Below are 15,236 nucleotides of genomic sequence, written 5' to 3'. Positions count from 1 at the left end.
CGAAGGTTAATTCATGGCTCTGGCGACCGAAAGAGGCCGCGCCGCGGAATCTGCGTCTGAAACGAAAAACTCCGCCACGGCATTGGCCAGTGACGGAGTTTTCTTGAGGGGGGCAGGGGGTCAGGGAATAATGCGCGTGTATTTGATGCCCTCGACCGTCGCGCCCAATTGCAGCCCAGCCTGACCGAAGACCGCCGCCAGCACAGGTTTGCGCAGGGTAGTCAGGTCGGTCGACAACTGGTCCGCCTGGTCGCTGACGACATATCCAATGTCCGCGCCGGCGGTCCATCCGCTTGAGCGGCGGAAATCGTTCAGGGCGTCCTCGGTCATGAAGAACAGGACATGGGCGTATTGCTGGGCGCCAATCTGCAGCCCCGCGGTACCCTTAACGGCCGAGTAGTAGTCGACCGTCGCGCCATTGATGCGCAAGGCGCCTTTTCCGTAGCCACCGCCAAAGACGAAGCCCGCCTCGGTGATCAGCGGCATGACCAGCATCCCGTTGGCCTTGTTGGCGATTTCCTGGGTGTTCGGGTAGCGGGTATACATCTCGGTCAGCGTGGCATCGACGCGGGCATCGATCGTTGCCGCGTTCGAGTTTCCGACGCCGTTGCCGCAAGCGGCGGTCAGGGTCAGTCCGGCCATGCCAAAGGCAAAGCCGCGACGGCTCAGTCGTGGTGTGTTGGAACTGCTCATGTTTCTTTTTCTCTGTCGATGTGCCTGAAAAGCCGGGTGGTCCCGGTCTTGTGTGCAAGAATACGCCGAACGGCGTCGGGTGTCACGGGAAAACCGGCAGGCCAAGGCCGGCCGATCGGCGAAAAATCGCGGAGTCCCGCGGGATTAGCCGTGCAGAAGCCGGGCGACCTGCGGTGCGAAATAGGTCAGGATGCCGTCACAGCCCGCGCGTTTGAAGGCCAGCAGGCTTTCCAGCATCACCTTTTCGCCGTCGATCCAACCGTTCTGCGCCGCGGCCTGGATCATCGCGTATTCACCCGACACCTGATAGGCATAGGTGGGTGCGCCAAACGTGTCCTTGACCCTCCGGCAGATGTCCAGATAGGGCATGCCGGGCTTGATCATCACCATGTCGGCGCCCTCGGTCAGGTCGCGCTGGATCAGGCGCAGCGCTTCGTTCGAGTTGGCCGGGTCCATCTGATAGGTCTTCTTGTCGCCGGTCAACGCGCCCGAGGCGCCCACCGCATCACGGAAGGGTCCGTAGAAGGCGCTGGCATATTTCGCGGCATAGCTGAGGATCATGACGTCGCGATGGCCGGCGGCCTCGAGCGCCTGGCGCATCGCGCCGATCCGGCCGTCCATCATGTCGGACGGGCCGATGATGTCGGCTCCGGCCTCGGCCTGGGCCAGCGTCATCTTGACCAGCGCCTCGACCGTTTCGTCATTCACGATTTTGCCGTTCACCACGTATCCGTCATGGCCGTTGATGTTGTAGGGGTCCAGCGCCACGTCGGTCATCACCGCGATCTCGGGCGCGGCCTGCTTGATCGCGCGGATGGCGCGGTTCGACAGGTTGTCGGGGTTCCACGCCTCGGCGCAATCCTGCGTCTTGAGGGCGGGATCGGTATAGGGAAACAGGCAGATCGCCGGAATGCCCAGCGCCTGTGCCTCGACCGCGGCTTCGGCGATCAGATCGACCGAGCGGCGCACCACGCCGGGCATCGAGGGCACGGGCTCTTCGATGCCCTCGCCGTCGCGCACGAAAACCGGCCAGATCAGGTCATCCACGGTCAGGGTGTTCTCGCGCACCAAGCCCCGGATCGCCTCGGACTGGCGGGCGCGACGAAAGCGGCCGTGGGGGTAGGGGGCGATTGTCGGTTTCATGGCGCGTTCTCCTTGAACAGTCGCGCATTGGGTGGCATGAATTTGCACAGGTCTCAAGGGTACCAATGGCCGCGCCGTTGCGATAGAACCGCCTGAGAATTTTGAACAATGAGGCAAGTTTGGACTGGTACTCCACGATCTTCGAGCTCATCGACATGCGCAGTTTCTCGAATCTGTGGTACTGGATCGCGCTTGCGGTGCTGTGGTCGACAGCCAGCCATTGGGTGATGGGCGTTCCCTATGATCTGGTCGTGCGCGCCCGCCGCGTCGGAGGCCAGGCCGAGACCGACCTGCTGGACATCGTGCGGATCAACACCAATCGCATCCTCTACATTGCCGACGTTTCGGGGGTCGTAATCTTGGCGCTGTGCTGTTTCCTGTTCGCAGGGCTGGCGACGCTTGGGTTTTACTATCAGGTCGAGTTCGCCCAGGCCGTGTTCCTGCTGTTGTTCCCGATGGTTCTTGTCGGCGCAAACAGCCTGCGGGTGGCCCGGAACCTGCGGCGGCAGGAGTTGACGATTGAAGCTGCGTCCAAGGCGCTGCATCGATGCCGGCTGGCGACGCAGGTCATCGGCATGTTTGCGATACTGGTCACTTCGATGTGGGGCATGTATCAGAACCTTTCGATAGGCGTTCTGGGATAGCGGATTCAGAAAGGCAGCGTGATGAAGGCTCCGAACCACGTGACAGTCGGCGGCGCCCCCGAGGGGTTTGACGCGCAGCTGGTGCTGAACGAGGTTGCCCGCTCGGGCGGGCCGGTTCTGCATGTGGCGCGCGACGACAAACGTGCCGAGGCGATGCGCGCCGCGCTGCGTTTCTTTGCGCCCGACATGCCGGTGATCCTGTTTCCCGGCTGGGATTGCCTGCCTTTTGACCGGGTGTCGCCCAACCCCGACATCGCGGCGGCGCGGGTGGCGACCCTGGCGGCACTGGTGCACCAGATGCCCGAGCGGTTCGTTCTGCTGACCACGCTGAACGCGGCCACCCAGCGCGTGCCGGCGCGCGACGTGCTGCGGCAGGCGGCGTTCACCGCTCGGGTCGGTCAGCGCATCGACGAGGCCGCGCTGCGCGATTTTCTGGTGCGCATGGGGTTCAGCCAAAGCCCCACGGTGATGGAGCCCGGTGACTATGCCGTGCGCGGAGGGATCATCGACATCTTCCCGCCGGGCGAAGCAGGGCCGGTGCGGCTGGACCTGTTCGGTGACGTGCTGGACGGCGCGCGCCGGTTCGATCCGGCCACCCAGCGCACAACCGAAAAGCTTGATCTGGTCGAGCTGGCTCCGGTCTCCGAGGTGATCCTGGACGAAGCCGCCATCACCCGGTTCCGTCAGAACTATCGCATCGAATTCGGCGCGGCCGGCACGGATGATCCGCTGTACGAGGCGGTCAGCGCCGGGCGCAAGCATCAGGGCATGGAACACTGGTTGCCCCTGTTCCACGAAAAGCTGGAAACACTGTTCGACTATCTGCCGGACGCGACGATCACGTTGGACGATCAGGTCACGCCCGCGCGTCTGGCCCGGTGGGACAGCATCGCCGATCAATACGAAACCCGACGCCTGGCGCTCGAGAACCGCTCGCGCATGGATTCGGTCTATAAACCCACGCCGCCGGGTCTGTTGTATCTGGACGATGACGCCTGGACCCGGGCGGTGGCGCAGCGGCGGGTGCTGCAGTTTAGCCCCCTGCCGCAGGCCAGCGGGCCGGGGGTGATCGACGCGGGCGGGCGGATCGGACGCAACTTTGCCCCCGAGCGCCAGCAGGAAAGCATCAGCCTGTTCGGCGCGCTGGCCAGCCACATCAAGGACAAGCTGGTGAAGGGGCCGGTTCTGGTCGCTTCGTACTCCGAGGGCGCGCGCGAACGCCTGACCGGGTTGATCGAGGATGAGGGCCTGGCCGAGGCAATTCCCGTTTCGGACGGCTCGCGCATCGGCAAACGCGGTCTGCACTTGGCGGTCTGGGCGTTGGAGCATGGGTTCGAGACGCCCGACATGACGGTGATCTCGGAACAGGACGTGCTGGGCGACCGGCTGATCCGCCAGCCCAAGAAACGCCGCAAGGCCGAGAATTTCCTGACCGAGACCCAGTCGCTCAGCCCCGGCGATCTGGTGGTGCATGTCGATCACGGCATCGGCCGGTACATGGGCATGGAGGTTGTGACCGCCCTGGGCGCCGCGCATGAATGCCTGCTGCTGGAATATGCCGAAGGCGCCAAGCTGTACCTACCGGTCGAAAACATCGAACTGTTGTCGAAATACGGGCACGAGGAAGGTTTGCTCGACAAGCTGGGCGGTGGTGCGTGGCAGGCCAAGAAGGCCAAGCTCAAGGAACGCATCCGCGAGATGGCCGACCGGCTGATCCGCATTGCCGCCGAACGCGCCCTGCGCAAGGCCCCGATCATGGACCCGCCGCCCCACGCGTGGGAGGAGTTCAGCGCCCGCTTCCCCTATCAGGAAACCGAGGATCAGCTGCGCGCCATCGCCGACGTAATGGAGGACCTGCACTCGGGCACGCCGATGGATCGCCTGATCTGCGGCGACGTGGGCTTTGGCAAGACCGAGGTCGCCATGCGCGCGGCCTTTGTTGCGGCCATGTCCGGCCTGCAGGTGGCGGTGATTGCGCCCACAACGCTGCTGGCCCGTCAGCACGCCGCCAGCTTCAAGGACCGGTTCCGGGGCTTCCCGCTGGAAGTCCGGCAATTGTCGCGCTTCGTCTCGGCCAAAGAGGCGCAGCAGACCCGCGAGGGGCTGGCAAAGGGCACGGTCGATATCGTGATCGGCACCCATGCGCTGCTGGCCAAGGGCATCCGGTTCCAGAACCTCGGCCTGCTGATCATCGACGAAGAGCAGCATTTCGGCGTGGCCCACAAGGAGCGGCTGAAGCAGTTGCGCTCGGACGTGCATGTACTGACACTGACCGCGACGCCGATCCCGCGCACGCTGCAACTGAGCCTGACCGGCGTGCGCGACCTGTCGATCATCGGCACACCGCCCGTCGATCGTCTGGCGATACGCACCTATGTCAGCGAGTTCGACGCCGTCACCATCCGCGAGGCGCTGCTGCGCGAGCACTATCGCGGCGGGCAGAGTTTCTATGTGGTGCCGCGCATCTCGGACCTGCCCGAGATCGAGGAATTCCTGAAGGAACAGCTGCCCGAGCTGACCTATGTGGTGGCCCACGGCCAGATGGCGGCGGGCGAGTTGGATGATCGGATGAACGCCTTCTACGACGGCAAGTATGACATCCTGCTGGCCACCACGATCGTGGAAAGCGGGCTGGACATTCCCACCGCCAACACGATGGTCGTACACCGGGCCGACATGTTCGGGCTGGCGCAGCTCTATCAGATCCGGGGCCGGGTGGGGCGGTCCAAGACCCGCGCCTATGCCTATCTGACCACAAAGCCGCGCGCGCGGCTGACGCCGGCCGCCGAAAAGCGGCTGCGGGTTCTGGGGTCGCTCGATACGCTGGGGGCGGGGTTCACGCTTGCCAGCCAGGATCTGGACATTCGCGGCGCGGGCAACCTGCTGGGCGAGGAACAGTCGGGCCAGATGCGTGACGTGGGATACGAGCTCTACCAGTCGATGCTGGAAGAGGCGATCGCCAAGATCAAGGCCGGCGAGATGGAGGGGCTGAGCGAAGCCGACGACCAGTGGGCGCCGCAGATCAACCTGGGCGTCCCGGTGCTGATTCCCGAAGACTATGTTCCCGATCTGGACGTGCGGCTGGGCCTCTATCGCCGCCTGTCGTCACTGTCGACCAAGGTCGAGCTGGAGGGCTTCGCCGCCGAGTTGATCGACAGGTTTGGCCCGCTGCCGAAAGAGGTCAACACCCTGCTTCTGGTGGTGCGGATCAAGGCCATGTGCAAACGCGCCGGCATCGCCAAGCTGGACGGCGGACCGAAGGGAGCGACGATCCAGTTCCACAACGACAAGTTCGCCTCGCCGCAAGGTCTGGTCGAGTTCATCCAGAACCAGCGCGGGCTGGCCAAGGTCAAGGACAACAAGATCGTGGTGCGGCGCGACTGGAAGAAGGACAGCGACAAGATCAAGGGCGCCTTTGCCATTGCCCGCGATCTGGCCGAGAAGGTCGCCGCCGAGAAAAAGAAGAAGGCCAGCGCCTGAGGGCGCGGCCTAGTCCCCGGCCACGAAGGTACACAGCTGCCAGTTACCGCTGTCCGACTTCACGAAGGCCGCGCGATAGCCGACCATCGACCACAGGAATTCGGAATAGATATAGCCGCGCGTTCCGTCGGTCAGGATGACGCCCTGATATTCGGCCTCTTCCAGATAGTCCGGCACGATCACCACCTCGTGGCTGATCAGGTCCAGAATGGGCGCGCCGCGGTTGGGGGCCTGGCGCAGGGTGACATCCTGGCCGGTCACGAAATAGGCGGTGAACGGATCCAGCTTCGCTGGCAAGGTAAGCCGCCACTGGTGCGGCATCCAGAATTCGCCATCCTCGTCGAAATAGCCGGGCTGGGCCAGCGTGGTCTCAAGGTCGCGCCAGTAGTCGTCGCGGATGGTGTCGGCGTGGCGGCGGTCGGATTCGGGCAGGGTCTCGGGATCGATCGTCAGGTTGGCGCGGAACGTCTCGGGGCCGTCCGCGTCGCCGTGGCTGGTGTAGATCTCGGGGCAGGTGGCGGCCATGACGCCCTCAAGGTCGCGGGCGGCGACCTTGGCGCGCAGGTCCGCACGGAAGGCTTCCAGCGTCGGGTCCTGGCTGGCCTCGTCCACAGGCGGAAAGCTCTGACGGTCGGCCCAGGCGGGACCGCAGCACAGCGCGATCAGCGCAGCGTTCAACAGTTTCATTCAGCGGCTCTCATCGCGGCCTGGGCGCAGAAGCACGAGGCGCCGACGCTGCGGTCGGCCCGCGCCAGGGCCAGGTCAAGTCGTTGTCGGATCAGCTGCAATTCCTCTACCGCGCCACGCGCCTTGAGGCAATCGTGCAAGCCCTTGAGGCTCCAGACATTGTCGGGATGGATCGAGGCGCGGCTGAGGGTGCCGCCCAGACCCAGATCCTCGCGATAGACGGCTTCGGCCTCGGCCACGTGGCCCCGCTCGAACAGCAGCGCCCCCAGCGCGTGGCGGGTGGGCTGCATCCAGCCCCAGGGCTCGTCATAGGGCAGATTGTCGTCCAACTCGACCGAGCGGCGCAGATGGGCGAAGGCCGTGTCGAAATTGCCTTTGCGGTACTCGATCTCGCCCCGCAGCATCTCGCGCGCGATCTCCAGCAAGTCGATCACGCGGTTGTTGTGCAGCAGGCGGGTTTCGGGCACGCGGTCTTTGGCGGCGAGGAACAGCTGTTCCTCGGCCTCGGCCTCGGCCACGTCGCCGGTGGCGGCATGGGCGATGGCGCGGGCGTAATGCGTGGTGGCCGTCACCGTCAGATACAGGTCGGGATCGGGAGGCAGGGACAGAGCCTTGGCTTCTTCCCACCGGCCGAAACGGATCAGGATATGTGGCCCCATGGCCATGTAGCTTTCGAAGTAATCCGCCATCGGCGGGCTTTCGATGCGCAGCATCTCTTCGGGGGTGGTGTCCCACAGGCCCTTGTTGGCACGCAGGGCGGGCTCCATCTGGCCCAGGAACAACGCGCCGTAGATGACAAAGTGGTAATTGTGCTGGCGATAGCCGGTATAGATGTTGAACGCGCCTTCGCGCTGGTAATATTTCAGATCGGCGATGACGGCCTGTTCGTTCCAGTGGACGACGTTCTGGTAGTGGCCGCACAGCACGTCGATATGGGTGGGCATGTGCACCAGATGTCCGGCATCGGGCACCAGCGTGCGCAGCACGTCACCGGCCTTCAGCGCCTTTTCCGGCGTGGGCGACATCTCCATCAGATGCACATAGAGGTGCAGCAGACCCGGATGCGACATCGCCGCCGGATCGTTGGCCATGGCCCATTCCAGCGCTTCCTTCGCTTCAAGCGTCGCGGCACCCTCGGCAGGCTGGCCTGTCCTAAGGTCCCACATCTGCCAGGGGGTCAGGTTCAGCAGTGACTCCACATAGATGGTGCGCAGGTCCAGATGGTCGGGTCGGGCCGCGAAGGCGGCGCGCATGGCGTCCGCAAAATCATGGTCCCAGCGGTGCATGTCGGGCGCCGGGTCCCGCTGAGGATAGCGGGCAGGCAGGGCGCGTATCAGTTCGCGTTCGACCGGCGTGCAGCGATCCAGCAGGGCCAGTGCGCACTGGGTTGCGTCATAGGCGCAGTTCAGGGCCTTGGCCTTACCGCGGTCGTCCAGCAGATCCCAGGGCAGGTTGTAGTTGGGCCCGGCGGCATAGGCCACGCCCCAATGGGCCATGGCGCAGTCCGGGTCATGCTCCAGCGCGCGCTGGAAACACACGACCGCCTCTTCATGGTTGTAGCCGTAGGTCCAGACAAGGCCCCGGTCGAACCAAAGCTGTGCCTGATCCGAGGACGTGGTGACGGGGCAGCCATGCGTGCCCAGATCGTAATAGTCGCTCATGCCAAATTCCCCCCTGACTGGGGCGAGTTTAGCGCAGTTCGGGCACGCGGGACAGGTCAGGCGGGGACGCGGTCTTCGATCCGGCCCATGTGAACCATAAGTCCGAAGGCCAGCACGCACATGATCAGGATGCCGATGCTCAGCGGCCCCAGCGTACCGTCGAACAGCAGCCCCACCGGTGCGGCGATCGCGGCGGCCAGCACGGTCGAGATCGACCCGATGACCGAGGCCGCCATGCCGGCGATATGGCCCATCGGCTCCATCGCGATGGCATTCAGGTTGCCCATGGTGACGCCGGCCATGAAAAAGACCGTGGTCTGCCAAAACACGAACAGGGCAAACGAGGCCTGCGGCGAGAGGTTCGACATGTTCAGGGCAATCACCAGCGCGGTGATCAGGATCTGTCCAGCCAACGCCCAAGTCACCATGCGGCGCATCCCCACGCGCACCACGACGGCCGCGTTCAGCAGGCTGGCCGAGCCGGACATCAGCGCCACGAATCCGAACCAGAAGGGGAAGCTGTCGGCGCGGTCGTGGATCACGTCATAGACCGGCTGCACCATGGTCAGCATGGTGAACAGCATGCCCATGCACAGGGTCTGGACAAAGATCGACAGGCGCACGGTGGGATGGGCGAACATCTCTTTCACGGCACCGACCATCAGCGGCAGGCGGAACGGGCGGCGATTTTCCGGCGCGAGCGACTCCGGCAGTCGGAACCCCATCCAGACAATGATCACCAGCGCAAACAGGATGAACGACATGAACACACCGCGCCAACCGGCGAAGGCGATCACGGCGGCTCCGGCCATGGGCGCGATGGCGGGAACCAGGGTGAAGATCATCATCGCGATGGACACGATCCGCGCCATTTCCCGGCCCGAGAACAGATCGCGGATGATCGCCATCGCGACTACGCGGGGCCCGGCGGCCCCCAGTCCTTGAACCACCCGGGCAGCCAGAACCAACTCCAGCGACGAACTGGCCCAGGCCACGGCCGATGCCAGAATATAGACTGCTGCTCCGGCGAAGATCACCGGCCTGCGTCCGACCGCATCCGAGATCGGGCCGGTGAAGAACGTTCCGATCCCCATTCCCAGAACAAAGCTGGTCAGGATCAACTGCGCCCGGTTCACGTCATCAGGGCTGAGCTGCGCGCCGATCTCGGGCAGGGCAGGCAGCATTGAATCAATCGAAAATGCGATCGTGGCAAACATCATCGCGATCAGCGCGATGAATTCGGCCTTGGAAATACGGTCAGCCATGCGGGGACTCCTTGCCCCAACGCGCTAACACGACGGGGCAAGGTGGGCTAGGTGCAATCGCGCACAGAACTCTGTGCTATTCTGCAGAGGAAGGCTCAAGCTGAGACATGATTTCGCCGATCACTTGCGCCCACAATTCCGGTGGTTGCGCCCCAGGGACCGCGTGCTGGTTGGCGACGATGAAGGTGGGGACCGAGTTTACGCCCATCTCACGCGAGTGCGTATCCCGCTGACGAATGTCGTCCCGGTCGGCGTCGGATTTCAGCAGCTTCAGAACAACTGCGGCGTCCATGCCCACGCTGTCGGCGATGTCGGCCAAAACCTCGTGGTCGCCGATGTCGCGGCCCTGCACGAAATACGCAGTGAACAGCGCATCCACCACCTGGTTCTGCTTACCCTCGATCCCTGCCCAATGGATCAGGCGATGGGCGTCCAGCGTGTTCGGGGTGCGTTTCATGGCCTCGAAATCGATGTTCAGGCCGGCCTTTTCGGCATGCTCCACCACCGGCGCATAGGCGCGAACCGCACCCTCCTTGCCACCGAATTTGCGTTCCAGGTATTCGCGCCGGTCCGTGCCGCCTTCGGGCATGTCGGGGTTCAGCTGGAACGGATGCCATTCGATCACGAAGGGATGGTCCGGGACCGAGGCCAGCGCCTTGTCCAGGTTGGTCTTGCCGATATAGCACCACGGGCAGATCGGGTCGGACAGGATATCAAGCTTGACGGTCTGGGTCATTCTTCGGGTGCCTTCAAATAGGCCGGCAATGCACGGCGCAGGAGTTTTCCGTTGCCCCCGGTGGGCAGTTCGGGAAGGTGGATGAAGGCGCGGGGTTGCTTGTAGCGCGCCAGGTTGGCCTCGACATAAGCGCGCAGGGCGGTTTCGTCCAGTTTTTCCGGCCCGGAATAGAAGGCGGCGATCACGAAAGTATCCGGTTTGACCTCGACCGCCGCCGCGCCGACCTGAGCGATTCCGGGAAAGCGCGACAGGACGGATTCGACCTCGACCGGGGACACCCGGTAGCCGCCGGCGTTCATCATGTCGTCGTCGCGTCCCAGATAGGTGATCTGCCCATCCACGGCCATCGCCCCCTGATCGCCGGTCAGGAACCAGTCGCCCTGCATGCGCGCGCGGGCCTCGTCCGGGGCGTTGAGATAGGTCAGCATCAGCCCCGGGTCCGAGCGGTGAATGGCGATGGTGCCTTCCTGCCCCTGCGGAACCGGCCCGTCGGGCCCCAGGATCGCCACGCGGCGCCCCGGTTGCGGTTGTCCCAGCGCATCGCCGCGCGCGGGGTGGGACGGGCTGGATGAGATGAAGGTCGAGCATTCCGACATGCCGTAGGCCTCGTACAGCTCGGTCCCGGTGGCCTGTACCCAGCGTTCGTGCAGGGCGCGCGACAGTTTCTCGCCGGCGCTTAGGCCGTGGCGCAGATCGGGCAGGGGCAGCGTGTCCGCCGCGTTCAGCATCTTTCGGTACACGCCGGGGGCGGCCGCAAAGATCGAGGCGCGGTGGCGGCGCAGCAACCCGGGCAAGGCGGCCGGGTCGGTTCCGGGTTCGGGGATCAGCGCTGTGGCGCCGATGGTCCACGGGTCCATCAGGCCGGTGCCCAGCGTGTAGGTCCAGTTGAACGCGCCCGCGTGGCACAGGCGGTCAGCCTCGCGCAGGCCGTACCAGCCATCGACCATCATCTGCCGCGCCCAGATCGCGCGATGCGCATGGGCCACGGCGCGCGGTTTGCCCGAGGTGCCCGAGGTATAGACGACATAGGCCATGCGTTCCGGATCGCCCATGTCGAACGACGCGGGCGGCAGGTCGCGCATGGCGGCAAGGTCGGCCAGGCCGATCTGGTTGGGGTGCGCGGCACAGGCCACGGACGGATCGCGCAGAATGGCGGCTGGAGACAGTTCCCGGATCATCCGCTCCGTTTCCGGCTCGGTCAGTTGCGAGGAGGTCGGTACCGGGATCAGCCCGACGGCGATCGCCCCCAGATAGGCTATGGGAAAATCGACCGTATTGCCCAGACGCATCAGCACGATGTCGCCGGGCACCAGGCCCGCACGCAGCAGCCCGGTTCCGGTGCCCAGAACCGCGGATTTCAACTTCGCAAAGGTCCAGTCGTCCGAACCGTCAGGGCGCAGCACGGACAGGGCCACCTTGTCGGGCGTGGCATCGGCGCGGCGCAACACATGGGCGGCCAGGTTGAACAGCGCGGGGCAGGGCGTCGGCGGCCCCTGATCGAAGATCGACAACATGCGCCTTGGCTATTGCCCTTTGTCACGCGTTGCAAGCGCGCGGCGCTGGCCCTATAGAATGACGCATGACGAGCAAAGACCACAAATCCATCGTACGCATCGCCCGCGACAACGGTTCCCGCACCGAGCTGGAGCCGGTGGATCTGGGTGCCCGCGTGCGTGAACTGCGCAAGGCGCGGAAATGGACCCTCGAGCAGGCGGCGAACCAGGCCGGGTTGGCCCGGTCCACGCTCAGCAAGATCGAAAATGGCCAAATGTCGCCGACCTATGATGCGCTCAAGAAGCTGGCGATCGGTCTCGAAATCTCTGTACCGCAGCTGTTCACCCCGCCCGAGCGGGATCAAGTGATCGGTCGCATGGCGGTGACCAAGATGGGTGAAGGCACCGCGCACGCCACTACGACCTACGAGCACGAGTTGCTGGCCGAAACGCTGACCAAGAAGCAGATGCTGCCCTATCGGGCCCGCGTGCGCGCCCGGTCAATGGACGAGTTCGACGGCTGGGTGCGTCACGATGGCGAAGAATTCCTGTATGTGCTGACCGGCGTGATCCGCCTGTACACCGAGTTTTATGAACCGGTTGAGATGCGTCGGGGCGACAGCGCCTATTACGACGGCAGCATGGGGCACAACGTGATCTCGGTAAGCGATGAGGATGCAACCATCCTGTGGGTCACGTCGCTGGCCTAACGCCGGGCAAGCTCGCGGTTCAGGCCTTCGGTGTAAAGGAAATCCTCGACCTCTTCATGGGCCTCGTTCACCGTCAGGTGGTGCCGCTCGGCCAGATAGGCCTCAAAGCGTTTCCTGTCCGTCCTCACGCGCGCCATATCCTGATCGCGCAGGTTCGGAAAACGGCGCTTGGCACGTGCGTAGGACGCGCTCCAGTCTTGTGTCAAATCAGTCCAGTTCAACATCTGCGAGCCTTCCGTGGTTCGGGTTTCAGGACTGCTCTTCCCCAGACCAGCGTACGGAGCGCGCAGCCCGCGCGAAGACATGACAAAATGTCGCAGGTGTGGGTGCTGCAAAATCAAAGCGGTTTTTCACGCCGTGCTCGGCTCGTTTTCCCACTCACTGTCGGTTTTGGCGATCGTTCAAATGCTCGCACTCTGGACTGCGCCGAATACAGGGCTTTGTTCTATCAAAGAAATCTGTTTTCGGTGCAGGTGTCCGTTGCGTCGATCCTCACTTGGATTGCGAGATATCGTGGTAATAGGCGTTCCACCCGCAAAAAGTAGTCAAATGCTCTAGAAATAGCGGCCAGCGGATTTGTTCGATCGCCTTTTGGTGTTTGGTCACATGTGCCGAAAATTGCCGACGCCCGCGCGGCGTCCGATCCGAGCTAAGTGCATCACTTGAAATGGGCAGGGGCACAAGCCCCTACTGGTTGCCTGCTACTCCTCGTACCACCAGACATCGGGCATGAACTGCGGTCCGTCGCCGTAGATTGGCAAGATCTGAGGATGCTTCATTTCCTTCACATGGGCGATGCGGCCAACATCAAAGCTCCAGATTGGAATGACATACCGTCCGGCGGTCAGAACCCTGTCAAGCGCGCGGGTGGCGGCCACGAAATCCTCACGGCTTTCCGAGGCCAGCATCGCATCGATCAGCCCATCCACTGCCGGAGAGGTGACCCCCATCAGGTTGCGTGTCCCTGAAGCATCCGCGCCTTCGCTGCCCCAGTAGAGGCGTTGTTCGTTGCCCGGCGACAGCGACAGCGCGCGGCGGAACGGGGTCATGTCGAAATCCAGCTCGGACACCCGCTGGGTGTATTGTGCGTCATCCACCTTGTCGACGGTCAGCTCGATCCCCAGCCGTTCCAGCGCGCGGGCATACATCTCGGCGATCGCATCCACATTCTGAACCACATTCAAGCTTCCCTGACTGATGACCAGGGTTATCTTGAGCGGCTCGCCCGCTGCGTTCTTCAGCACGCCGTCCTGGATAGTCCACCCGGCTTGCTCCAGCAGATCAGCGGCCTTGCGGATGTCCTTTCGGTTGCGAACCGAGTCGTCGCCCTCGGGCAGAACATACCCTTCCAGAGTTCCCGGAGGCAGATCAGCCGCGTAGGGTTGCAACATCTCAGCCACCCGGCCGGTTGCCGGTCCGGGTTGCATCGCCAGTTCAGACCCCGAGAAATACGAGGTGATCCGAGGCTGAGCACCGCCCGTGATCGTGCCGTTGATGAATTCAAAATTGAACGCAAGGGTCAGCGCCTCGCGCACGCGCCAATCGTCAAAAGGCGCTTTGCGCGTGTTCATGACCAGACCTGTCATGCCCGAGGGCTTTTTATGCGGAATCTCGGTTTTGATGACATCGCCGCGCTGAACGGCCGGGAAATCGTATTGCGTGGCCCATTTGTCGGCGTTGAACTCGCGGACGGCCGACAGCGCGCCGGCCTTGAAGGCCTCGAACAGAACCGTCTGGTCGCCGTAGAACTCCAACCGCATCTCGTCGAAATTCATGGTACCCCGGCGGAACGGGACATCGTTGCCCCAATAATCCGGATTGCGTTTGAGGTTCACGAAACGCCCGGCCTCGTAGTCATCGATGACATAGGGGCCGGTGCCGATCGGGACATCTTGCAGCGCTGCCTCGGCGAAATCCTTGCCCTCCCATTGGGCCTTCTTGAGGATCGGCCGCAGCCCTGCGATCAGGGCCAGCTCGCGGTCTGGCTCGTTGAAGATGATCCGGACCGAGCGTGGTCCGGTCTGCTGAATGCTGTCGATCTTGGACCACAAACCGCGATAGCGCAGATGCCCCTGCGTTCCGAGGGTCTCGTAAGACCAGATCACATCATCAACCGTGACCGGCGATCCGTCAGAGAATCGGGCAGTCTCGCGCAGGGTGAATTCGACCCAGGATCGGTCCGGTGCGGTGTCGATTGATTCGGCCAAAAGCCCGTAAAGAGTGAAAGGTTCGTCCCAGGAACGGCCCATCAACCCCTCGTGGGTCCAAAATCTCAGCTGCCACGGGGCGGTGCCTTTTTGCACAAACGGGTTAAGACTGTTATAACCGCCGGTGTTGCCGAACACGACCTTGCCGCCCTTGGGCGCGTCGGGGTTGGCATAAGGCAGCGACACAAAATCCGGTGGTAGGGCCGGGTCTCCATACATAGCTATGCCATGGGTCGATTCTGCTTGCGCTAACGTGGCGACAACCGAGGCAGCGATTCCCGCGATCAACGGGCGGATGGGACGGAGAATATCGGGGCTCATTTTGGAAACAATCCTGCTCTGGCCTTATTTTGTTGGGATTCACCGTACCGATGATTTTTCTTATTATCAAACTTTTAGCTTGGATGACGGCGCGGAATTGCTTATAAAGGTTCCACTGCTCGATAGGTTTCTTGCCTGTATGAAACCTGCCTCAATAACTTAACGCCCGCTTCGTGCGGGCGTTTTTTTCTGCCTC

At 63.4% G+C, this 15,236-nt stretch carries 12 protein-coding genes; 3 read left to right on the top strand and 9 right to left on the bottom strand.

Translation table 11 applies throughout. The features are described 5' to 3' along the window. Window positions 1–120: 120 nt before the first annotated feature. Together ACR0DA_RS06630 and hemB are read right to left on the bottom strand one after the other, a co-directional pair. Window positions 121–693: a lipid-binding SYLF domain-containing protein gene (locus ACR0DA_RS06630; protein ID WP_093962230.1), complete on the bottom strand. Its 573-nt coding sequence runs from the start codon at window positions 691–693 to the stop codon at window positions 121–123. Between the two features lie 144 nt (window positions 694–837). After that, the gene (gene hemB / locus ACR0DA_RS06625; protein WP_480753359.1) at window positions 838–1,836 is read right to left on the bottom strand and encodes a porphobilinogen synthase; all 999 of its coding nucleotides are present in this window, start codon (window positions 1,834–1,836) and stop codon (window positions 838–840) included. 119 nt (window positions 1,837–1,955) lie between these two features. Between hemB and ACR0DA_RS06620 the strand changes: the two genes are divergently transcribed. Together ACR0DA_RS06620 and mfd are read left to right on the top strand one after the other, a co-directional pair. Continuing rightward, window positions 1,956–2,480 (top strand): component of SufBCD complex, encoded by a 525-nt coding sequence (locus ACR0DA_RS06620; protein WP_170599657.1) that lies wholly within the window; start codon window positions 1,956–1,958, stop codon window positions 2,478–2,480. Between the two features lie 21 nt (window positions 2,481–2,501). Beyond that, on the top strand, window positions 2,502–5,960 hold the full coding sequence (gene mfd, locus ACR0DA_RS06615; protein ID WP_480753357.1) for a transcription-repair coupling factor: 3,459 nt from the start codon (window positions 2,502–2,504) through the stop codon (window positions 5,958–5,960). Window positions 5,961–5,969: 9 nt separating this feature from the next. Here mfd and ACR0DA_RS06610 read toward each other — a convergent pair whose 3' ends face one another. The 5 genes from ACR0DA_RS06610 to ACR0DA_RS06590 all read right to left on the bottom strand — a co-directional run bounded on the left by ACR0DA_RS06610 (window position 5,970) and on the right by ACR0DA_RS06590 (window position 11,823). After that, window positions 5,970–6,647 (bottom strand): SH3 domain-containing protein, encoded by a 678-nt coding sequence (locus ACR0DA_RS06610; protein ID WP_480753356.1) that lies wholly within the window; start codon window positions 6,645–6,647, stop codon window positions 5,970–5,972. Continuing rightward, window positions 6,644–8,308 carry a tetratricopeptide repeat protein gene (locus ACR0DA_RS06605; RefSeq protein WP_480753355.1) on the bottom strand — a complete coding sequence of 555 codons (1,665 nt, stop codon included), beginning with the start codon at window positions 8,306–8,308 and terminating at the stop codon, window positions 6,644–6,646. Before ACR0DA_RS06605 ends, ACR0DA_RS06610 begins: the two co-directional genes overlap by 4 nt. 56 nt (window positions 8,309–8,364) lie before the next feature. Next, window positions 8,365–9,573: a multidrug effflux MFS transporter gene (locus ACR0DA_RS06600; RefSeq protein WP_475144099.1), complete on the bottom strand. Its 1,209-nt coding sequence runs from the start codon at window positions 9,571–9,573 to the stop codon at window positions 8,365–8,367. Between the two features lie 76 nt (window positions 9,574–9,649). Further along, a complete protein-coding gene (locus tag ACR0DA_RS06595; RefSeq protein ID WP_170599665.1) occupies window positions 9,650–10,309 on the bottom strand; it encodes a DsbA family oxidoreductase in 660 nt (219 codons plus the stop codon). Further along, a complete protein-coding gene (locus tag ACR0DA_RS06590) occupies window positions 10,306–11,823 on the bottom strand; it encodes a class I adenylate-forming enzyme family protein (RefSeq protein ID WP_480753353.1) in 1,518 nt (505 codons plus the stop codon). The genes ACR0DA_RS06595 and ACR0DA_RS06590 overlap by 4 nt, the downstream gene beginning before the upstream one ends. A gap of 65 nt (window positions 11,824–11,888) precedes the next feature. On the opposite strand from ACR0DA_RS06590, the gene ACR0DA_RS06585 reads away from it, so the two are divergent. Further along, on the top strand, window positions 11,889–12,512 hold the full coding sequence (locus ACR0DA_RS06585) for a helix-turn-helix domain-containing protein (protein WP_093962221.1): 624 nt from the start codon (window positions 11,889–11,891) through the stop codon (window positions 12,510–12,512). Here the strand turns inward: ACR0DA_RS06585 and ACR0DA_RS06580 are convergent. Together ACR0DA_RS06580 and ACR0DA_RS06575 are read right to left on the bottom strand one after the other, a co-directional pair. Continuing rightward, on the bottom strand, window positions 12,509–12,736 hold the full coding sequence (locus ACR0DA_RS06580; RefSeq protein ID WP_093962974.1) for a hypothetical protein: 228 nt from the start codon (window positions 12,734–12,736) through the stop codon (window positions 12,509–12,511). The genes ACR0DA_RS06585 and ACR0DA_RS06580 overlap by 4 nt on opposite strands. 477 nt (window positions 12,737–13,213) lie before the next feature. After that, a complete protein-coding gene (locus ACR0DA_RS06575; RefSeq protein ID WP_170338396.1) occupies window positions 13,214–15,040 on the bottom strand; it encodes an extracellular solute-binding protein in 1,827 nt (608 codons plus the stop codon). Window positions 15,041–15,236: the final 196 nt, after the last annotated feature.

The sequence above is a fragment of the Ruegeria sp. CI8 genome (genome assembly GCF_056536865.1).
This window is presented reverse-complemented; position numbering and strand designations above follow the sequence as displayed.